Origin of the sequence: Streptomyces eurocidicus (assembly GCF_002891295.1) — a bacterium.
Lineage (GTDB): Bacteria > Actinomycetota > Actinomycetes > Streptomycetales > Streptomycetaceae > Streptomyces > Streptomyces eurocidicus.
Genome location: NZ_LGUI01000002.1, coordinates 631697 through 652294, shown reverse-complemented (window position 1 = coordinate 652294; position 20598 = coordinate 631697). Strand labels below are relative to the sequence as shown.

The following is a 20598-nucleotide window of genomic DNA, read 5'->3' as shown; positions in this document are numbered from 1 at the left end:
GGCCCCGCCGGGGTCACTTCCGGCCGGGCGTCCAGTTCATGCCCCAGCCGTAGGCGCGGTCCAGCGTGCGCTGCGGGCTGACGCCCCGGTCGGGCACCAGATAGCGGGCCTCGCGCTGGACGACGAGGTCGCCGCCGTTGTTGGTGATCAGCGCCAGCGCGCAGACGTTGGAGGGCACGGTGCACTCGTCGAGCGAGAAGTCGATGGGGGCGCCGTGCTGCGGCTGGAGGGTGACGGTGGCGTTGAGGTTGGCGAAGCTCCGGGCGCCCTCGTAGATCGTCACGAAGACGAGGATGCGCCGGAAGTCGGCGATGTGGTCGAGGTTGACGGTGAGGTTCTCGCCGGACGCCACCGATCCGGTCCGGTCGTCGCCGTCGAGGTGGATGAAGGGCGGCTGGTGGAGGGAGCCGAAGGAGTTCCCGAGCGCCTGGACCACGCCCTTGCTGCCGTCCCGCAACTCGAACAGGGCACCGAGGTCGAGGTCGAGGTCGGAGTGCATGGCCATGGCCTTGCCCAGCCGCTGGCCCCAGCCCTTGAACTGCTTCTGCACCTGCCAGTTGAGGTTGACGCGCAGCGCGCCGGAGGTGCCGCCCTGCTTGGTGAGGGAGACCGCCGGCGCCTCCTTGGTGAGCGTGACCTTCGTCAGGCGTACGGGCTGGGGCGCGGGCGGCGCGGCGGGCGCCGGCGGCACCGGCGCCGGGCGGGCGTCCTCGGCCGCTCCTGCGCGGGGGCCGGCGCGGGGGCGGCGGGCGCCGCCTGCTGCGGCTCGTCGACCGTGATGCCGAAGTCGGTGGCGAGACCCTCCAGACCGCTGCTGTAACCCTGGCCGACGGCCCGGAACTTCCACTCGCCCTGACGGCGGTAGAGCTCACCGAGGACGTAGGCGGTCTCGACCGTGGCGTCCGAGCTGTCGAAGCGGGCGAGCTCCGCGCCGGACGCCGCGTCGAGCACCCGGATGTGCAGGCCGGGCACCTGGCCGAAGGTGCCGCCGTCCGCGGAGGCCGCGAGGACCACGGTCTCGATCGAGGGCTCCACCGCGGCGAGGTTCACCGAGAGCGCGTCCGTCACCGAGTCGCCCGCCGGGCGCTTGCCCTCGTGGCGCACGGCACCGGAGGAGTGCACCGCCTGGTTGTAGAAGACGAAGTCCGCGTCCGAGCGGACCTTGCCCGCGGACAGCAGCAGCGCGGAGGCGTCCACGTCCGGTATCCCGGAGCCCGTGCGCCAGCCCAGCTCGACGCGCACCGCGGCCGCCGGAATCCGGACGTTGGTGCCCTTCTGCATCGCCATACTCCACCCCTGTGAACGGTCCCGTGCTTGCAGGGTCCCAACGTACCCTGGCGACGGAATATCCCGGATCTCCCGGTTACCGCGCCCTTACGAGGACCCGGTGGGCTGCTTGGGCCCGTCGGGAGCGGGCTTCTGCTCGGCGGGGGGCTGCTGGGGTCCGGCGGGGGGCTGCTTGGGTTGCGCCGGTTGCTTCGGCTCGGTCTGGGGCTGTTTCGGCTCGGGCTGGGGTTGCTTGGGCTCGGTCTGAGGCTGCTTGGGTCCCGTGGGCGGTTGCTTGGGCTCCGCGGGCGGTTGCTTGGGCGGGTCGGCCTGGTGCTGCTTGGGCGGGTCCACCGAAGGCTGTTTGGGCGGGTCCGACGGGGGCTGCTTGGACCCGCCGGAGGGCTGCTGCGCGTTCCCGGACGGCTGCTTCGCCCCGCCGGAAGGGTTCTTGGGATCCTCAGGGCGCTGCTTCGACCCGCCGGACGGCGGCTTCGGCTCCCCGGACGGCCGTCCCGGCGAGGCCGAGGCACCCTGCCCCGGCGGGAACGGGTCCGTGGAGGACTCGCCTCCCTTGGACGGTCCGGACGACCCGGGACCGCTGGAACCAGGGCCGCCGGAACCGGGGCCGCTGGAACCCGGCCCGGCGGAACCGGGCCCGGCCGAGCCGGGCGACGACGGCCCCGCCGAGACGCCGGGCGGCACGATGACCGTGGGCTCCTTCGAGGGGACGGGCCGGGGCGGCGGCTCCCACGCGAATTCCTTGGAGTCCTTCTCGCCGTCGGTCCCGACCGTGCGGTCGAACGCCTTGCCGCTCTCGAAGGGATCGACGAGCTGGACCTTCTTGACCGGCCCCTTCTCCTTGGGCCTCGGTGCGATGACCGTGATCTCCACACTGGTGAAGGTCTGCCAGCGCTCCCCCTTGTACGTCACCGACTTGAGGTCGACCGCGCGGTCGGGGGACAGGAGCGGATTCCCGCAGTTGCATTTGACGGCCGGTCCCGTGAGCGGGTCGTTGAGCACCACCACGCCCTTCTGAAGCACCGACAGATACCCCCTGATCTGTCCGTCGCCCTGGTAGTTGTGGTTCTTGACCAGGGTGTCGTACTCCAGATTGACCTCGGTCAGGCCGTTGATGTAGGCGGAGATCCGGCTCGGGTCGATGTTGTGTACCCCGGCCCACGCCCTGGCCTTGGCCGGGTCCTGGGTGATCCCCTTGATCAGCAGGCTCTTGTCGCAGTGGGTGGTGCCGCGCGTGCCGCCGAACGCGCCTCGGTCGTCCACCGCTACCGTGCCGCCGCCGTGCGACGGGGAGTTGACGCCCTTGACATCGACGTCCGGATGTTTCAGGAACGGGTCGACGCCTATCGTCCCCGCGGCCTCCAGGACGAGCTCCACGGCCTTGACCCTCTGCTGTTTCGTGCACCCCGCCGCGCCGATGCCCCCGAGCAGGGCGGTCACCGTGACGAGAGAGACGGTCCGGACGGTCACCATTCGCATGCGTGCTCCCCCGATGTCTGTGGTCGTTCCTGGCGTACTCGTGCTACGTCGGCGCTTGTCTCCCGCGCCCCGCGCCGGCTGCCCCTGAAGATCACCCCGGCGGGCAGGACTCCAGCCAGCCGCCCTTCCCGCAGGTGTATCCCGTGCTCCCGGCCGCCGGTGTGGACGGGTCGGGGGTCGGCCGGTCCGACGCACCGGAACCGTCCGGCGCCCCGGCGCCCTTCGACGGCGCGGGAGTGGATCCGGAGGTGGTGCCGCCGGTGCGTCCCGGGTCCTCCGAGCCCCGGGCGGCCAGCACCGCCACGGCCCCTCCCCCGATGAGCAGCAGGGCCAGCAGCGAACCGAGGAAGAGCGCCACCAGGCGGCGCCGGTTCGGCGCGGCCGGATCGGGGACGACCACGGGAAGGACGACGCCCGCCGCGCGCACGGGTGTGGGCGCGGGGAAGGGCGTGTGCACGGGGTAGGGGACGGGCGCCGGTGGCGGTACGGGGCCGGGTGTGGCGCCCGGCGTGGGCGCCGGGTCCAGGGCGGGGACGGGCGCCGGGGCGGGCGTACCGACGGCCGTCGGTACGTACCGGACGACCGGCCCGGCCCCGGTCCGGTCGGCCCGGGTGGTCATGTGCCCGGCCGCGACGGCGTCGAGCAGCCGCTGGGCCTCCACCGAGCCCATCCGCTCCCTCGGGTCCTTGCGCAGCAGCCCTTCGAGGAGCGGGGTGAGGGGGCCCGCGAGCCTCGGCGGCGGCAGGTCGTCCTGGACCACGGCCTGGAGGGTGCCGAGCGCGGTCGTCCGGCGGAACGGCGACCGGCCCTCGATCACCGCGTAGAGGGTCGCGCCCAGCGACCACAGGTCGGACGGGGCGCCGGGGCGCTCGCCCCGCGCGCGCTCAGGCGCGAGGAAGTCCGGCGAGCCCACCAGGTCGCCGGTGCGGGTGAGGGTGTGGGAACCCTCGATCAGGGCGATGCCGAAGTCGGTGAGGACCGCCCGGCCGCCCGGCTCGACCAGGACGTTCGCCGGTTTGACGTCGCGGTGCAGGATGCCCGCGGCGTGGGCGCTGCGCAGGGCCTGGAGGACCATCGCGCCGATCCTGGCCGCCGCCCGGGGGTCGAGCACTCCGTCGCGCTGGAGGATCTCGGCGAGCGAGCGGCCGCGCACGAGCTCCATGACGATCCACGGGCGGCCGTCCTCCTCGACGACGTCGTGGACGGTGATGACGTTCGGGTGGTTGATCCGCGCGGCGGCCCGGGCCTCCTGGTTCAGCCGGGCGTACAGGATCCGTACGTCCTGCTCCCTCAGGTGGGCCGGCGCCTGGACCTCCTTCGCCGCGACCTCCCGGCCGAGCAGCTCGTCGCGGGCGCGCCAGACGACGCCCATGCCCCCGCTGCCCAGTTCGTCGATCAGGCGGTACCGTCCGGCCAGTAACCGGTGCCGCGGCTCCTCCGTCATGCCGAACGCCCCCCCTTCCCCGCGCGTACGGCGCCCCCGGAGGCCGTACGCGTTCGGGCCACACTGGCTGAGACGTCGTGGCCCCCGGTCCCGTTCCCCGTCCGGCGTCGTGGTCATGGCGGCGGGCGGCCGGCGGGGGCCGTGGTCCGGGCCTGGGCGGAAGGGGTGCGGCTCACGGTGCGTCCGAGCCGTTCCACGGCCCGTGCGAAGGCGGTGGCGTCGTGGACGGCGGCGCCGCCGGGGTCGTTGTTGAAGTAGGCGTAGGCGTCGGACCGGTCGGGCCAGTGGTCGGCGATCCGGTGGGCCCAGCTGTCGAGGGCGCGGCGCCCGTAGCGCGGCCACGGTTCGGCCCGGCCGCAGTGGAACCGTACGTACCCCCAGTCGGCGGTCCGCCACAGCGGGGTCACCGGCCGGGAGTCGTGGTCGGCCCAGCAGAGGGCGGCGCCGCGGGCCTCCAGCACGGCGCGGGTCTCGTCCGTCCACCAGGAGTCGTGGCGGGGTTCGACGGCGACCCGGGTGCCGGCGGGGAAGCAGCCGAGCGCGGTGTCCAGGGCCGTGGGGTCGGCGTGCAGCGTGGGTGGCAGCTGGAGGAGGACGGGGCCGAGCCGGTCGCCGAGGCCGGCGGCGTGCCGCATCAGCCGTTCCACCGGCTCCCGCGGGTCGCGGAGGCGCTTGATGTGGGTGAGGTAGCGGCTGGCCTTGACGGCCATGACGAACCCCGGCGGGGTACGGTCGCGCCAGTCGGCGAAGGTCCCGTGCTCGGGCAGCCGGTAGAAGGCGGCGTTGTTCTCGACGGTGGCGAAGTGCCGGGCGTACTCCTCCAGCCACAGCCGCTGGGGGCAGCCGTCGGGGTAGAGGGCGCCACGCCAGTCCTTGTACTGCCATCCCGAGGTGCCGACGAGCAGGGCCATGGCATGATCCTTGCGCCGGGACAGCGGGTACGCCACCAGCGGGGGTGCGAGGTCATGGGCGACACGGGTTGTGTCTTCTGCGCGATCGTGGCGGGCGGGGCCGCCGGTCACCGGGTCTTCGAGGACGACACGGCGGTGGCCTTCCTGGACGCCCGGCCGCTGTTTCCCGGGCATGTGCTGGTCGTGCCGCGGCGGCACGCCGAGACGCTGACCGATCTGCCGGAGGCGGAGGTGGGGCCGTTCTTCACCCGGGTGCGGCGGATCGCGGGCGCGGTGGAGCGCGGGATGGGCGCGGCGGGGTCGTTCGTGGCCGCCAACAACAGGGTCAGCCAGTCCGTGCCGCATTTCCATGTGCACGTCGTGCCGCGCAACCGCAAGGACGGGCTGCGGGGGTTCTTCTGGCCGCGGACGCGGTACGCGTCGGAGGAGGAGGCGGAGCGGGTCGCGGCACGGGTGCGGGCGGCTCTCTGACCCCTACTCCGGGGGGCGCCCGTAAGGCCCCCGCGTGGACTATCCGCCTGAATCTGGCCATATTGGATGTATCGCAGGTATGGCAGAGGTGGACCATGAGATTCCGCGACCGCGTGGACGCCGGCCGCCGCCTGGCCGACCGGCTGGCGCCGCTCCGGGCCGAGTCCCCCGTCGTCCTGGGGCTGCCCCGTGGCGGGGTCCCGGTGGCCTACGAGGTCGCCCGCGCGCTCGGCGCCCCGCTGGACGTGATCCTGGTGCGCAAGCTCGGCGTGCCGCTCCACGAGGAGGTCGGCTTCGGCGCCGTCGGCGAGGGCGGTGTGCGCGTCCTCAACGGCGACATCATGCGGGTGAGCCGGGTCGGCGAGGACGACCTCGCCGAGATCCAGGCGCACGAGGAGGCCAGGCTCGCGCGGCAGGCGGAGACCTTCCGCGGCGGGCGGCCGCGGGTCGCCCTGGACGGCCGGACGGCCGTCGTGGTCGACGACGGGGTGGCGACGGGCGCGACGGCCTCGGCCGCCTGCGAGGTGGCACGGGCCCATGGGGCCGCCCGGGTGGTGCTGGCCGTTCCGGTGTCCGCCCCGGACGCGGCCGAGGCGCTCCGCGCGGAGGTGGACGAGCTGGTCTGCCTCACGACGCCGGCCGTGTTCCTCGCGGTCGGCGAGTGGTACCAGGACTTCTCCCAGACGACGGACGAGGAGGTCGTCGCGCTGCTCCGGCGCGGCGGCGCGGGACGGGACGGGCCCGGCTCCGCCCGCCGGGCGGAGCCGTGAATCGCTGGAGGTGTGATCGCCATGGAGACGATCGTCAGGTGCACTGTCGACATGGAGTTCCGTGAGGCCGGGCCGCTGACCCAGGCGGCGGCGGTGCTGCGGATGCACGACGGCACGGAGCTCAAGGCCCACGGGGTCACCAGCCGCCACCCGGACGACCCCGGTCAGCAGCGGGTCGGCGAGGAGGTGGCGGCGGCGCGGGCGCTGCACGACCTCGCGGCGCAGCTGCTGGAGAAGGCGGGCGTCGACATCGAGGAGCTCACCCACACACCGGCGCACCTGTCCCACTGACCCGGGGCGCGACCGGGGCGCCCGGCGCGGCCGGAGGTTCGCCGGGCGCCGGGTGCGGGTGCCGTACGGGGTGTGCCGTACGGGGTGTGCCGTCAGCCGGTGGCGGGGGTGGTCTCCCGTACGCACATCGGGGTGGCGGTGGGGCCGGTGATGGCCTCCCCCGTCTCCAGGGAGTAGCTGGAGTGGTGCAGGGGGCAGGTGATCCGCAGCCGGGCCGCGTTGACATAGCCGTGGACCATGTGTCCCTTGCGGTGCGGGCAGAACGCGTCGGCCTCGAACTCGCGGTCGCCGACGCGCACCCGGATGCGGTCGTCGCTGATCTGCTCCACGGAGTACGGTCGCTGCGCTCCGGGCGCGCCGGATGCCTCAGCCATGCGAGCCCGCCTTCAGCGCGGAGGCGACGGCCGCCTCGGTGGCTCCGCCGATGACCTCGCTGGCGAGCTTGAAGCCGGTCCACACCTTGACCGGGTGCAGGTCCGCCTCGGCGTCGAACTCCCGGATGGCCACCTGGAGTTCCTTGGCGTGGAAGTTGTCGATGTGCAGGTGCTCGGTGTAGTAGCGGGCGCCGGCCAGCTCCAGGCGCGTCGCGGCGTTCGCGAAGCACTGGAAGGCGTAGAGGATGCTGGACTCCAGGTAGCACAGGCAGCCCAGGAAGTACTCGGGCCGGGGCGCCCTGGCGGCGGCCCAGAAGAAGGTGTTGACGTAGGCGTACGTCTCCTCGTTCGTCCGGGCGAGGTAGTCGTCGACGTCCAGGGACATGCCCAGTTCGGTCATCAGGTCGCGGTAGATGTTGAAGTGGGCCTGGTCGAGGTTGCCGCAGCCGAACTCGTCGACCAGCACGCGGAAGACGGCCATCTTGGCCTTCTTCGGCAGCCGCCAGACGATCGGCAGGAAGGATTCCGATTCGGTCAGGCCGTCCACGGCGAACTGCGCGACGACCTCCTTGAACTGCTCGCGGTCGAGGTCCTCGGCCATGACGCGCTCGAACTCCGGCGGATCGTTCTTCTCCGCCTCCAGCAGCGCCTTCATATGGCGGCCGAGGGCCGCGCGGTCGGCCATGACGGGGGCTTCCGCCTCGATCTCCCGGGCGCGGCCCGCGATGAGGCGCTCCTCCAGCTCGTGGAGTTCGCGCAGCTCCTCGGGGCTGGGGATCGTGCGGTTGAGGACGAACAGGCGGCTGCCGGCCGTAGTGGCCGTCGTGGTGGCCATGGGGACTCCAGGGCGGGTACGTGCGGACGATGGGAGTACGGGGCCGGGGGCGCCGGCCCCGTACGGGCGCCTTCAGTTGACGGCGAGAGGGGTGCCGATGGTGCCTCGGCGGACCAGTTCCTCCTTGACGTGCAGGTACCAGTCGTCCGCCAGCAGCCGGTACCGCTCGGACAGGGCGTCCACCCGGCCCTGGGTGTCCGGCCCGGCGGCGGAGAGCGCTTCGTCGCACGCCTCGGGGTCGAGGTTGGCCAGCGGTCCGACGAAGCCCTGTACACCGGGCACGGCGGAGAGCAGGTGCTCCCAGCCCTGGAGGACCGGGACGGCGGGCCCGCCGTCGAGCAGCTTGCGGGTGAACTCCGCGGAGCCGCTGGACTCCTTGACGCCGACGATGCCCGGCAGGGCGCACACCTCCAGGAGGGCGTCGAGGTCGAGCGGGGCCTTGGAGACCACGTTCTCGTGGTAGACGACCACGGGCAGCGGACTGCGCTCGACGACGGTGGTGTAGTGCTCCACGAAGCCGATGGCGGCGGTGCCGCCCTCGTCGGACCACGGTGGGGGCACGACGACGGCGTCCGCGCCGAGCCCGGCCGCGAGCTCCGCTCGGGCCACGATCTCGTCGATCCCGGGCAGCTCCACACCGGCCAGGACGGGCGCGCCGCCCGCGTGCTCCACGGTCAGCCGGACGACGTCCGTCCACTGGGCGGTCGTCAGGTGCCAGCCCTCGCCGGTGCTCAGCGCGGGCATGTAGCCGGTGACCCGGCCGTGCAGGGAGGCGACCAGCCGGGCGACGTCGGGAGCGCTCACGCGCCGGTCCTCGTCGACGGGGGTGACCATGGGGACGACGGTGCCGCGCAGCGCCTTGAGGCGCCATTCGGCCGCCGCGCGCTCAGAGTTCGGCATGGTCGGCCTCCAGCACCAGGGACTGCTCGTAGAGCTTGTCCAGGTCGGCGGGGAAGACGCCGCGCGCCGCGGCCGGGCCGGGCGTCCGCACGGGCAGTCCGAGGCCGGTCAGGGCGGTGAGCCGGGGGTTGAGGGTGACGAGTTCACCACCGGCGGCGACGACCGAGGCCAGCAGCAGCCGGTCACGCGGACGGAGGTCCTCCGTGCTGCCGGGCGCCCGCTCGGGGAGGCCCGGCAGGGCGGCGAGGACGTCGGCGTCGTAGGCGCGGCGCCGGATGGGCATCAGGGAATGGAGTACGTCCATGAAGGGGTAATAGGCGTCCTGCACCTCGCGCGGGAACCGCCAGACGTAGTCGTCGCAGCGCCCCACCTCCTCGTACGTCATCACCACCGGCCGCTCCAGGTGGGTGGCGAAGAACGCGGTGGCGGCGGCGCGTAAGGAAGGGTCGGCGGTGTGCATGCCCATGAACAAGGAGGCGTCCAGATGGACCTCAGGCGCCATAGCTGTCGACTCCCTCGCGCAGGCGCTGCACCGAGGCGCGGAAGTCGCCGGGGTCACGGGCCAGGGCGACGCGGACGTAGTGCTCGCCGCGCTCCGGCTCGCTCCAGAAGAAGTAGGTGCCGGGCAGCACATAGACCTCGTACTGCGCGAGGTGCGCCTGGAGCTCGGTCGCCTTGACGTTCTCGTCGGTGATCCGGAACCACGCCACGCTGACGTTGACGGCCGGGTCGATGTGCTCCAGCAGGCTGCCGGCGAGGGCCTTCTGCGCGGCCTCGCGGTTGCGGGTGATCACATCGCGCACCGAGGCCATGCCGTCCTCGATGGAGTCCTCGACGTACCGGGCGAGGAAGTTGAGGACGAACGGGGAGACGTCGAGCAGAACGCTGGTGTGGATGTTGTAGACGTCCTCGTACAGGTCCCTGCTGCAGGTGAGCAGGGCGCACTTGGCGTCCTGGAGCGGCCAGGTCTTGCCGGTGTCCTCCAGGGCGATGTAGCTGACGCCGGAGCCGTCCAGGAGCTCGTAGAGGTCGAAGCGGCCGAACCGCGGGTCGGCGAGGGCGAAGGCGGCGAAGCAGAGGTCGACGACGAAGAGCTTGTGGTGGTCGACGCAGAAGCGGATGACCTCCTCGAAGCCCTTGCGGCCATGGCTGAGCAGGCTGAAGCCGGTGGGGTTGTTGGGGTCGACGAGGAAGAGCGCGTCCGTCTTGACGGTCTCGACGAGACGGTCGTAGATACGGTCGGCGTCGTGCAGCGCGTCCTCGGGGATGGGCACGGGGCGCACGCCGACGTTGTGGAGGACGTCCGGGAGATTGTCGAAGCACGGCTCGACGAGGCTCACGCTGATCTCGCGCTGTCTGAGGTACATGCCCGCGACCAGGGTCGATATGGAGGCCGCGTAGGAGAGCATGGTGGTGTCGGCCCGGACGCTGTTCTGGCCGTGCAGCCGGAAGAAGACCTCCTTGAACCGGTCCTCCAGGTCCGCCTGACGGGTCGCCTCCGCCTCGTACCACAGGTCGGGCAGCGCCGAGACGATCTGCCGCTGGCCCACGGACTGCTGCTGGTGGGTGTGGGCGTCGGCCAGGTTGTAACGGGTCTTCAAGGCCTGGATCTCGTGCTGGGTGAGGTCGAGAAGCTGCTCGGTCACGTGATCTCCTTGTCGGCTGCGGCACGGTGGGGCCGGCAGTCGGTGGCGCGGGAGCCTGTGGGCTCGCGCGAGGGGAAGGGGACACACCGCCGGGTCCGGAGGGATGACACCCGGAGATCCACGGCGGTTCGTTGGAGCGGAACGTTGTGTTCTCGTACGTACGGGAGTGCGGCCGGACACCTGCCGATGCTGTCCGGGTCGTGACCGGTGCCGCCCGGGTGAGATCCGGGGCGGCCGTCCGGCTGTCGTCGAGGTCGGTGCGGTCCGGCGGAACGTCAGAAGTGGCCGAACTTGTGTGCGGAGGCCATCTATTGACGTACGTTAACCGACGATCGATCATCGCTCAAGCAGAATTTCTGCGGGGAGACAATCACCCATGAACGGCGAGGCACCGCACAACAACGCTGAATCCACTGGGAACTTGACCCGTACACCCTTGAGCGAGCAGGTCCGGCGGATCATGCTGGACAACCTGGTGCGAGGCCGCTGGCAAGCAGGTCAGCGCATTGTGGAGCGCCGCCTCGCGACGGAACTGGGCGTCAGCCAGGCGCCCGTCCGGGAGGCGCTGCGCGATCTCCAGGCGATGCGGCTGGTCGAGTCCTCACCGCATCGCGGGACGCGTGTCGGCGATCTGAGTCCGCGACGACTTTGTCAGGTCTACCCCGTGCGCGCGGCCCTGGAACGGCTGGCCGCGGAGCTGTCCCTCCCCCGGCTGGCCGAGGACCCCTCCCGGCTGGAGGAGCACACCGAGGGGATGCGCCGGGCGGCGGCCGCCGAGGACGTCGACGCGCAGGTCCGGCACGGTGTGGCGTTCCACCGCGAGATCCTGCGGGCCGCCGGCAACGCCGTCCTGCTCCCCAGCTGGGAGTCCCTGGCCGTCGAGCTGTGGACGCACCTCTCGCTGACCCGGGTGCGCACCGGGCTGCACGAGAACGCCCGCGACCACGAACCCATCATCGAGGCGTTCCGCCGCCGTGACCCGGACGTCGGACGCCTGCTGCAACTCCACATCCTGGGCTACGCCCCTCAACCGATCGGAGCCTCATGACCACCACACCGGCACCACAGACCGAGACCCGCCCCGGGGTCATCACCCTCTTCAGCGACATCTGGTGCTCGTTCGCACACGTGGCGATGCACCGGCTGCACACCACGCGCCGCCGGCTCGGACTGGAGGAGCGGGTCCGGTTCGACCACCGGGCGTTCCCGCTGGAGCTGTTCAACAACGGGCCGAGCCCCCGGCCCGGTACGGACTCCGAGGTCGGCGGGGTCGCGCACATCGAACCCGAGGCCGGCTGGCAGCTGTGGCGGGCCCCGGACTGGAAGTTCCCCTCCTCCTCGCTGCCCGCCCTGGAGGCGGTCCAGCTCGCGAAGGAGCAGGGACTGGAGGCGTCCGAGCGGCTGGACCTGGCGCTGCGCCGGGCCTTCTGGGCCGAGAGCCGCTCCATCGGCGCGCGCGCCGTCGTGGTGGCCGTCGCCGAGGAGACCGAGGGCGTGGACGCGGGCGCGATAGCCGAGGGCCTCGACGACGGGCGGGCGCGCCGGGTGATCACCCGTGACTTCCGGTGCGCCAAGGAGCATGGCGTCAAGTGCAGCCCGCATCTGTACCTTTCGGATGGGTCGGATCACGCCAATCCCGGCGTCGCGGCGCGCTGGCACGGCAAGTACGGCACGGGCTTTCCCGAGGTAACGGCCAATGACCCGGGCGTTTACGAAGCCATCCTGAAGCGGGCGGCCAGCTGAGGGGCGCTGTCCGGGCACCGGCCAGAAATGATCGATCATCGTTCATTTCTGTTTGCTAGATGTTGACTCCAACAACTTGTTCCTTCTAGCGTCGGTGAACGGAAGCCTCGTTCCACGTTCCGGAATCGAGGGTTCTACGGGCAAGCACAGCCCGGCGGCCGGTCCACCCGCATACCTGGTCGCGCATCGTCACCGCCGGGGCCGCAGAGACCTGCGACCCCGGCCCCTCGCCCGGGAACGCGAAAGGGGATCACCCATGTCCCAGCTCGACCAACTGCCCGACAACGACCCGACTGAGGTCGCCGAATGGCAGGAGTCCCTGGACTCCGCCGTACGGTTCGGCGGGCGGCACCGGGCCTCGTATCTGCTGCGTCGTGTCAACGAGCACGCCGAGCGGACGGAACTGGACCTTCCGCCACTGCTGGAGACTCTTTACCTCAACACCATCCCGACCTCCTCCGAGCCCGCCTACCCGGGTGACGAGGAGATGGAAGCCCGGATCACCGCCTGGAACCGCTGGAACGCCGCCGCCATGGTCACCCGCGGCAACCAGCGCGCCGGACTGGGCGGCCACATGGCGACCTTCGCCTCCGCCGCGTGGCTGTACGAGACGGGCTTCCAGCACTTCTTCCGGGGCAAGGAGGCCGACGGCTCGGGCGACCAGCTCTACATCCAGGGCCACGCCTCCCCCGGAATCTACGCCCGCGCCTTCCTGGAAGGCCGGCTCACCGAGGGCCAACTGGACCGCTTCCGGCAGGAGACCGCGGGCGACGGCCTGCCCTCCTACCCGCACCCGCGCCGGCTGCCCTGGCTGTGGGAGTTCCCCACCGTCTCCATGGGCCTGGGCCCGCTCTCGGCGATCTACCAGGCGCGGTTCAACCGCTACCTGGAGCACCGGGGCATCAAGGACACCTCGCACTCCCGCGTCTGGGCCTTCCTCGGCGACGGCGAGATGGACGAGCCGGAGTCGACCGCCGCCCTCGCCCTCGCGGGCCGCGAGGGGCTGGACAATCTGACGTTCGTCATCAACTGCAACCTCCAGCGCCTGGACGGCCCGGTCCGCCCCAACTTCAAGATCGTGCAGGAGCTGGAGGCCCAGTTCCGCGCCGCCGGGTGGAACGTCGTCAAGTCGCTGTGGGGCACGGCCTGGGACGGGCTCTTCGCGCAGGACGGCACGGGCGCCCTGGTCCGCCGGCTGCGCGAGGTGCCGGACGCCCAGTTCCAGACGTACGCCACCCGTGACGCCGAGTACGTCCGCGGTCACTTCTTCGGGAACGACCCCACGCTGCGCGCCCTCGGCGCCGGGCTGAGCGACGCCGCCCTCCTGGAGCTCTTCCGGACCTCCCGGGCCGGCCACGAGCCGCGCAAGGTCCACGCCGCCTACCGGGCCGCCGTGGAGCACCGGGGCGCCCCGACCGTCATCCTGGTGCAGACCGTCAAGGGCTACACGCTGGGCCCCGGCTTCGAGTCCCGCAACGCCAACCACCAGATGAAGAAGCTGACGGGCAAGGAGTTCCGCGCCATGCGGGACCTGCTCGACCTGCCCGTCCCGGACTCCGCGCTGTCCGGCGAGCAGGTGCCTTACGCCCACCCCGGCGAGAACTCCCCCGAGGTGCGCTATCTGCGCGAGCGCCGCGCGGCGCTCGGCGGCCCCGCACCGGCCCGCAAGGTCGTCGCACGGCCGCTGCCGGAGCCGTCGGCGAAGCCCTTCGAGGCGCTCCAGCAGGGCTCCGGCCGCCAGGAGATCGCCACAACCATGGCCTTCGTCCGGCTGGTGAAGGACCTGATGCGGGAGAAGGAGACCGGCCGGCGCTGGGTGCCCATCGTCCCCGACGAGGCCCGCACCTTCGGCATGGAGTCGCTGTTCCCCTCGGCGGGCCTGTACTCCCCGGTCGGCCAGACCTACGACCCCGTCGACCGCGACCAGCTCCTGTACTACAAGGAGGCCAAGGACGGTCAGATCCTCAACGAGGGCATCACCGAGGCGGGTTCGCTGGCCGACTTCACGGCCGCCGCGACCAGCTACGCCACGCACGGCGAGCCGATGATCCCGTTCTACATCTTCTACTCGATGTTCGGGTGGCAGCGCACCGCCGACCAGTTCTGGGCGCTGGGCGACCAGCTCGGCCGCGGCTTCGTGATCGGCGCCACCGCCGGCCGCACCACCATGACCGGTGAGGGCCTCCAGCACGCCGACGGCCACTCGCACCTGATCGCCTCCACCAACCCGGCGGCGGTCTCGTACGACCCGGCGTTCGCCTACGAGGTCTCGGTCATCGTCCGCGAGGGCCTGCGCCGGATGTACGGGCCCGACGCCGAGGACGTCTTCTACTACCTGACGGTCTACAACGAGCCCAAGGTGCAGCCCGCCATGCCGGAGGGCGTGGCGGAGGGCATCCTCAAGGGGCTCTATCGCTACCGGGAGGCCGCCGAGGCGCCCGCCGACGCCCCGCGTCTCCAGCTCCTGGCCTCCGGCACCGCCGTCCACTGGATCGTCGAGGCCCAGCGGTTGCTGGCGGAGGACTGGGGCGTGGCCGCCGACGTCTGGTCCGCGCCCTCCTGGACCGAGCTGCGCCGCGACGCCCTGTCCTGTGACGCGGCGCGGCTCCGCGGCGAGGACCGGGTGCCGTACGTGACCCAGGCGCTGCACGGCGCGCCGGGCCCGGTGCTGGCCGTCAGCGACTGGATGCGCGCGGTCCCGGACCAGATCGCCCAGTGGGTGGAGCAGGACTGGACCTCCATCGGCACGGACGGCTACGGCCTGTCCGACACCCGTGAGGCGGCGCGCCGTTACTTCGGTGTGGACCCGCAGTCGATCGTGGCCACGGCGCTGGCGACCCTCGCCCGGCGCGGCGAGGTGAAACCGGAGACGGTGCGGGAGGCGCGGCAGCGCTACGGCCTGGACGACTGAGCGAGCCGGGCCGGGCGCGGGGTACGGGCGGGCTCCCGTACCCCGCGTCAGCTCTCGCGGGTGGAGAGGGCCGGGACGGGCACGATCGCGAGGGCGAGGACCGCTCCCCCGGCCGCCTGGGTGCCGTGCCCGTGCGCCCGCATGTGCACGGGCGTCATGGTCATGATCGCGATCATGACGAGCTGGGTGAGGACCATGACCGCCGTACCGGTGGCCAGACCGCGTGTATCGGTGCGGCCGGGCGGGGTGGCGGCCCCGGCCTCCTCCCGGGCGCCGGGGTCCGGCGCCGCGGCGGCCGTGAAGGCGGCCACGGCCAGCAGGAACGGGCCCGCGAGCCGGGGCATGCCCCACCCGTGCGCGACGTCCCCCGTGGCGCTCACCAGCACGGGGCCCACGACGGCGCCGAGCGTGGTGGCGAAGAGCACCGTGCTCACGGCCCGGCCCCGGCGCTCGGGAGAGGCGAGATCCGCGCCCGCGTACCGGGCCAGCAGGCCGGTCGAGGTGCCGGCCCCGTAGACGAGCAGGGAGAGGAACAACAGCGGCACGCTGCCGGCGACGGCGGCCACCACGACCCCGAGGCTGCCGAGCGCGCCGACGGCGTAGCCCAGGGCCAGGCCGGGCCGGCGGCCCCGGCGCCGGCAGAGCCGGCCGACGGCCGCGGCGCCCAGCGCGCCTCCGGCCGTGAACAGGGCACCGGGCACGCCCGCGAGCCCGGTCGAGCCCAGCATCTCCTCCGCGAGCAGCGCCCCGACGGTGATGCCGGCCGCGAGACCGGCGCCGCTGAGCACCTGGGAGATCACCAGGACGGTCAGGATCCGCTTCTGCTCGGGGGCTTCGCGGGCCCGGTGCCGTGGTGCGTGGCCGGCCGGCCGGTACGGGCGCTCATGGTTCCTTCCCCGGTGCGTCCAGGAGTGCCGGCGGCCCGGACCGCGCCGGGGCCCGCGGAGGCGGGGCGAAGGCGCGGGGACGGCGGGTCAGGAGACCCTCAGCGGTTCGAGCGCGGAGATCTCCTCCAGCGGCATGTCCAGCTGCCGGTGGAGGAAGCGGACGATCGTCCAGTGCGTCAGCGCGCCCTCGTCGAACGGGCCGAACGCGGCACAGTAGAGCGGGATCCAGCGCAGCGCCTCCTCGATCGCCCGCTCACGGCCGGGCTCCTTCTGGTAGTCCTCGTAGCCGATGCTGCGGTGGTGGACGAAGAAGCCGCCCGGCAGCCGTTCCTCGCACAGCTCGCGGTACTCGCGGGTCTGGAGGATGAGGTAGTGCCAGATCTCGTCGATGTCCTGCTCGACCGGCAGGAACAGCCCGCTGAGCTCCTCGCGGTGGCGGGAGACGAGTAGAGGTAGCGCAGGCATTCCGTGACCTGTCGCCCGACGTACTCCGGCGGGCCGCCGGTCTTCCCGGTGAAGTGCTCCACCACCTCGGTGTGGAGCCGGTCGCCCAGGAGGGCGGCGAGGTCTCCGGCGGACACGTGGGACTGTGCGGTCATGGTTCTCCCCGTCCGGTGGGTCGGAGGTCCTCGGCGAGCCAGGCGTGCTTCCCGGACTTCCCGATGGCGATGTGGGCGCGGTGCTCCACGCGGCAGCGGCGGCCGGTCAGCTCCCGGACGCCGTCCTCCAGCGCGGCGGTCTCGGCCGGGCGGAGCGGCGCGCCGTCGAAGGTCGTGCAGTGCAGTTCCGCCGCGGTCTCGCCCGTGACGCGCAGCTGGTGGAGGAAGACGCGGGGCGTGGCGGCGGCCACGCGGTCGTCGAGGTCGCCCTGGGAGACCGGGCCGTGCGCGGTGCGCAGCAGTTCCTTCTCGCGACCGCAGAAGTTTGACGAATGCTCATACCGGCTGTCGGGCCGGGAGTTGTCCGGGGGCCGGACCCCTCGGGGCCCGTGGCGGGCCGTCCGCCCCCGTCCGACGGAAAGCCCCCTCCGGCCGGTGGCCGGAGGGGGCGGGTGCTCGGGCCGGCGACCGGAGGCTAGGGGCCGGTCAGCGGCAGAGCGGTGAGGGCGTGGTCCTGCCAGATGAGGCGGGAGGTCTCCTCCGGGTAGGCGGTGACGGCCGGTTCGGTGTCGAAGAGCCGGACGAGGCGCCGGCCGGTGTCGTACGCGGGCCAGCCGGGGTCGCCATGGGCGGCGAAGGCGGTCCACGCGGCGCGCATGCGCGCGGACAGCGCCTCCGCCTCCGGGGAAGGATCCTCGCCGATCAGCGCGGCGGGCCGGCCCCGCTCCAGGTTGCCGAAGACCAGCGGTACGTCGAGGCCGTGGCAGGCGCCGAGGACACCGCCCATGCCCGGGGCGGACCAGGTCAGTTCGTAGACGTGGGCGCGGCCGCCTGCGGCGATCCGGGCCTCGGCGAGACGGAGGCTCGGCATACGGAACAGCCAGTCGGAGCGGACCAGTTCGTACAGCCCGTCCGGGCCCGCGTCCGGGAATCCCTCGCGGTAGCGGCGTGCGCCGTCCCGGCCGGGCGCGAACGCGTCCAGGGCGGCCGCCGCCCGCTCCGGCGTCACCTGGCCGAGCAGGCCGTCGAGCGCGGTGAGCAGCCGCTGTTCGTCACGCGTGTGGCCGACGAGGAGCGCGACCTCCCGGGCGGCGCCTCGGGCCAGGGCCTGCCAGGGGGTGACCGGCAGGATGTCGCCGTCGACGACCGGCGCGTACAGGATCGATCCGTGCGCGGCCCGCCCCCAGCGCTCCGCCCGGCGGCCCATCGTGGCGCCGACCGCGTCACCGGCGGCGGACAGCCGGGCCGGGGCCACCGCGGCCAGCTCGCCCGCCGTGGGCCGCAGTCCCAGCTCGGCGGCGCAGGCGGTGGCGATGTCGGCGGCGAGCGGGGGCGAGAAGAACGTGCCCTGCGCACTCTGCACGACGGCCCGGTCGAAGAGCCCGGCCGCGCGCGGCATCGCCAGCAGCGCGGCGACGGACCCGGCGCCCGAGGACTGGCCGAAGACCGTGACGCGGTCCGGGTCGCCGCCGAAGGCCCGGACGTTCTCCCGCACCCACGTCAGGGCGGCGACCTGGTCGAGCAGCCCCCGGTTGGCGGGCGCCCCCTCGATCTGCCCGAAACCCTCCAGACCCACACGGTAGTTGAACGTCACCACGACGACACCGCCGTCACCCGCGAGGCGCCCGCCGTCGTACTCGGGGAGGGAGGACATCCCGATCGTGTAGGCGCCGCCCTGGATCCACACCATCACCGGCAGCCGGGCGTCCGGGCCGGGTTCGGGCGACCAGACGTTGACCGTCAGCCAGCCGTCGCCCGGCGTCTCCCGCGCCAGCGCGTCCATGCCGAAGTGCGCGCCCTGAGGGGGCGGCGGCCCGTACGAGACCGCCGGCCGCACCCCGTCCCATCCCCGCGCCGGGTACGGCGCGGCGAGCCGCAGCGCGCCGACCGGCGGCTCGGCGAACGGGATGCCGCGGAAGACCGCCACCCCCGCTTCCCGGGTGCCGCGCAGCACCCCGGCCGGTACACGGACTTCAGGCTCGGAGGCGGCAATGGCCATCACGACTCCCTCGCTGGGCGGTTGGAGCGCGATCGCAGGGTTCACGCCGGCCCCGGACCCTCGGATCATCCCGCTGTGTCACGACGTCGCGCCATCCATTTACGGGAGGGGCCGGAAGGGCGCGCCGCCCCACCCCCTGTCAGTCCGTACGCGCGGCGTGCGAGTGGACCCGGGAGTACTGGGACGAGCTGATCGACACCCAGGAGGCGGGACCGGCGGCCGGGCGGGCGAGGGCGGCCGTGGACGTCACGGGGTGACTCACCGGTCGCCCTCGCGGGACTGCCGGAAGGGGTGTCACGCCGGGTGGAAGCCCGGTTTTCCCGCCTCGGTGACGAGGGAGGTCTCGGTGGCCACCGGGGCGCCGGGGCGGGTGACGTAGGGCAAGGTGCGGTAGTCGGCGCGGGCGTGGGTCGGGGTGAGGGTGACCACGACGTATCCGCGGCGTTTGGCGTAGTAGGACATATGGGGGTTGGCGGCCAGGAGCGACGCCCAGTCCTCGGGCTTGGCCATTCCGTCGCCGCCGCTGGAGATGGAGGTGCCCAGGATCTCGACGCCCAGGACGGCCGAGCGGGGGTCGTCGAAGTCCTTCTTGATGTCCATGGCGAGGTGGATGTGGGAGTCGCCGGAGAACACCACCAGATTGCCGACGCCCGCCGCCCGGGCGCCGTCGAGAACGCGCTGCCGGGAGGCGGGATAGCCGTCCCAGGCGTCCATGGAGAGCCGTGAGGGTCCGATGGCGGTGAGCCTGCGCCGGGAGAAGGCGACCTGCTGCGACAGGACGTTCCACGTCGCCGTCGAAGCCCGGAAGCCGTCCAGCAGCCAGCGTTCCTGCCGGTCACCGGTGAGGGTGCGCGCGGGGTCCTGCGAGGCGGGGCCCGGATACTGCCAGCCGTCGCCGTACGCCTGGTCCGAGCGGTACTGCCGGGTGTCCAGCACGTCGAACTGCGCCAGGCGCCCGAAGCTCAGCCGCCGGTACAGGTCCATGGCCCGCCCCTGCGGCATCCGGTCCCGGCGCAGCGGCATGTTCTCCCAGTACGCCTGGTAGGCGGCGGCCCTGCGGCGGGGGAACCGGGCGGCGTCCTCGCCGGCCTGCGGGATCTCGGCCGCGTAGTTGTTGGAGACCTCGTGGTCGTCCCAGGTGACGCACCAGGGGTGGGCGGCGTGGGCGGCCTGGAGGTCGGGGTCGGACTTGGCCAGGGCGTAGCGCAGGCGGTAGTCCTCCAGGGTGACCGTCTCATGGCCGAAGACCTCGGGCAATCGGCTGCCGGCGGGCAGTCCGCGGTCGCCGGCCTGCGGGTCGATGGCGTTCTCGTAGATGTAGTCGCCGACGAAGAACACGGCGTCGAGCTCTTCCCGGGCCAGGTGGGCGTGGGCGGTGAAATAGCCTTCGTCGTACTGCTGGCACGAGGCCAGCCCGATTCTGAGGCGGGACGGCGTGGCGTCCGCGGCCGGTGCCGTCCGGGTGCGGCCGACGGGGCTGGTCCAGGCCCCGGCGCGGAACCGGTACCAGTAGTCGCGTCCGGGGCGCAGGCCGCGGACGTCGGCGTGCACGCTGTATCCGTTCGCGGCCTCCGCGAGGGCGAGGCCGGTGCGCCCGGTGCGCCGGAAGCCCTCGTCCTCGGCGATCTCCCAGTGGACCTGGACCGTCCCGGCGGGCGGGAGGCCGCCGCCGGGTTCGAAGGGGCGGGGGGCCAGCCGGGTCCAGAGGACGACGGAGTCGGGCAGCGGGTCCCCCGACGCCACGCCGAGGGTGAACGGGAAGTCGGTGGGCTGTGCGTCGCGCCGGGGTCCGGCGTGGGCGTACGGGATGCCGGTGAGGGCTCCTGCCGAGGCCCCCGCGGCCAGTGTCAGGAAGCGGCGCCGGGCGTGTCCCCCGGCGTCCTCACCCGTTTCGTTGCTCCCCTGTTCTCTCGCCAATGTGCTCCTCCCCCTTCAGGCTCGGATCGGGCTCCAGCCGGAACCTACCCACTCGGGTCCCGCACTCCACCCGATCCTCACCAGGCTCCGGCGGTGCCCCGGAGCACACCAGCGCACACCCGGCGCACAACCGG

16 protein-coding genes and 4 pseudogenes are annotated in these 20598 nt (G+C 72.8%); 6 read left to right on the top strand and 14 right to left on the bottom strand.

All coding sequences use genetic code 11. From position 1 onward, the window contains the following. Positions 1–13: 13 nt before the first annotated feature. The 4 genes and pseudogenes from AF335_RS07760 to AF335_RS07745 all read right to left on the bottom strand — a co-directional run bounded on the left by AF335_RS07760 (position 14) and on the right by AF335_RS07745 (position 5121). A pseudogene (locus AF335_RS07760) lies at positions 14–1287 on the bottom strand (TerD family protein). An 87-nt stretch (positions 1288–1374) separates the two neighbouring features. Continuing rightward, positions 1375–2766: a DUF6777 domain-containing protein gene (locus AF335_RS07755; protein ID WP_146045461.1), complete on the bottom strand. Its 1392-nt coding sequence runs from the start codon at positions 2764–2766 to the stop codon at positions 1375–1377. 91 nt (positions 2767–2857) lie between these two features. After that, positions 2858–4210: a serine/threonine-protein kinase gene (locus AF335_RS07750; RefSeq protein ID WP_102917523.1), complete on the bottom strand. Its 1353-nt coding sequence runs from the start codon at positions 4208–4210 to the stop codon at positions 2858–2860. 113 nt (positions 4211–4323) lie between these two features. Continuing rightward, positions 4324–5121 (bottom strand): DUF72 domain-containing protein, encoded by a 798-nt coding sequence (locus AF335_RS07745; protein ID WP_102917522.1) that lies wholly within the window; start codon positions 5119–5121, stop codon positions 4324–4326. A gap of 54 nt (positions 5122–5175) precedes the next feature. Here AF335_RS07745 and AF335_RS07740 point away from each other — a divergent pair, with 54 nt between their 5' ends. The 3 genes and pseudogenes from AF335_RS07740 to AF335_RS07730 all read left to right on the top strand — a co-directional run bounded on the left by AF335_RS07740 (position 5176) and on the right by AF335_RS07730 (position 6653). Further along, on the top strand, positions 5176–5592 hold the full coding sequence (locus AF335_RS07740) for an HIT family protein (RefSeq protein WP_102917521.1): 417 nt from the start codon (positions 5176–5178) through the stop codon (positions 5590–5592). A 95-nt stretch (positions 5593–5687) separates the two neighbouring features. Continuing rightward, positions 5688–6335: pseudogene (locus AF335_RS07735) on the top strand (phosphoribosyltransferase); the annotation flags it as partial. Positions 6336–6383: 48 nt separating this feature from the next. Next, positions 6384–6653: a DUF1876 domain-containing protein gene (locus AF335_RS07730; protein WP_102917908.1), complete on the top strand. Its 270-nt coding sequence runs from the start codon at positions 6384–6386 to the stop codon at positions 6651–6653. Between the two features lie 92 nt (positions 6654–6745). On the opposite strand, the gene AF335_RS07725 is transcribed toward AF335_RS07730, so the two are convergent. The 5 genes from AF335_RS07725 to AF335_RS07705 form a co-directional block, all read right to left on the bottom strand. Next, complete coding sequence (locus AF335_RS07725) at positions 6746–7027, bottom strand: Rieske (2Fe-2S) protein (RefSeq protein WP_102917519.1); 282 nt, start codon at positions 7025–7027, stop codon at positions 6746–6748. Then, positions 7020–7862 carry an iron-containing redox enzyme family protein gene (locus tag AF335_RS07720; protein WP_102917518.1) on the bottom strand — a complete coding sequence of 281 codons (843 nt, stop codon included), beginning with the start codon at positions 7860–7862 and terminating at the stop codon, positions 7020–7022. Before AF335_RS07720 ends, AF335_RS07725 begins: the two co-directional genes overlap by 8 nt. A gap of 72 nt (positions 7863–7934) precedes the next feature. Further along, complete coding sequence (locus AF335_RS07715) at positions 7935–8762, bottom strand: dihydrodipicolinate synthase family protein (protein WP_102917517.1); 828 nt, start codon at positions 8760–8762, stop codon at positions 7935–7937. Beyond that, positions 8749–9264 (bottom strand): DUF6190 family protein, encoded by a 516-nt coding sequence (locus AF335_RS07710; protein ID WP_102917516.1) that lies wholly within the window; start codon positions 9262–9264, stop codon positions 8749–8751. The genes AF335_RS07715 and AF335_RS07710 overlap by 14 nt, the downstream gene beginning before the upstream one ends. After that, complete coding sequence (locus tag AF335_RS07705) at positions 9254–10408, bottom strand: pyridoxal phosphate-dependent aminotransferase (RefSeq protein ID WP_102917515.1); 1155 nt, start codon at positions 10406–10408, stop codon at positions 9254–9256. Before AF335_RS07705 ends, AF335_RS07710 begins: the two co-directional genes overlap by 11 nt. 376 nt (positions 10409–10784) lie before the next feature. On the opposite strand from AF335_RS07705, the gene AF335_RS07700 reads away from it, so the two are divergent. The 3 genes from AF335_RS07700 (at position 10785) to aceE (ending at position 15062) form a co-directional block, all read left to right on the top strand. Continuing rightward, a complete protein-coding gene (locus AF335_RS07700) occupies positions 10785–11456 on the top strand; it encodes a GntR family transcriptional regulator (protein ID WP_102917514.1) in 672 nt (223 codons plus the stop codon). Beyond that, a complete protein-coding gene (locus AF335_RS07695) occupies positions 11453–12151 on the top strand; it encodes a DsbA family oxidoreductase (RefSeq protein WP_102917513.1) in 699 nt (232 codons plus the stop codon). The genes AF335_RS07700 and AF335_RS07695 overlap by 4 nt, the downstream gene beginning before the upstream one ends. A 256-nt stretch (positions 12152–12407) precedes the next feature. Next, positions 12408–15062 (top strand): pyruvate dehydrogenase (acetyl-transferring), homodimeric type, encoded by a 2655-nt coding sequence (gene aceE / locus AF335_RS07690; RefSeq protein ID WP_102917512.1) that lies wholly within the window; start codon positions 12408–12410, stop codon positions 15060–15062. An 83-nt stretch (positions 15063–15145) separates the two neighbouring features. On the opposite strand, the pseudogene AF335_RS07685 reads toward aceE, so the two are convergent. The 5 genes and pseudogenes from AF335_RS07685 to AF335_RS07665 form a co-directional block, all read right to left on the bottom strand. Next, positions 15146–15877 (bottom strand): annotated as a pseudogene (locus AF335_RS07685) (MFS transporter); the annotation flags it as partial. 159 nt (positions 15878–16036) lie between these two features. Beyond that, a pseudogene (locus AF335_RS07680) lies at positions 16037–16548 on the bottom strand (glycine-rich domain-containing protein). Further along, the gene (locus AF335_RS07675; RefSeq protein WP_102917511.1) at positions 16545–16799 is read right to left on the bottom strand and encodes a hypothetical protein; all 255 of its coding nucleotides are present in this window, start codon (positions 16797–16799) and stop codon (positions 16545–16547) included. Before AF335_RS07675 ends, AF335_RS07680 begins: the two are co-directional and overlap by 4 nt. Positions 16800–17023: 224 nt before the next feature. Continuing rightward, positions 17024–18547 carry a carboxylesterase/lipase family protein gene (locus tag AF335_RS07670; RefSeq protein ID WP_102917510.1) on the bottom strand — a complete coding sequence of 508 codons (1524 nt, stop codon included), beginning with the start codon at positions 18545–18547 and terminating at the stop codon, positions 17024–17026. 294 nt (positions 18548–18841) lie between these two features. After that, positions 18842–20464, bottom strand: a complete 1623-nt coding sequence (locus tag AF335_RS07665; RefSeq protein WP_102917509.1) for an alkaline phosphatase D family protein — start codon at positions 20462–20464, stop codon at positions 18842–18844. Positions 20465–20598 lie beyond the last annotated feature (134 nt).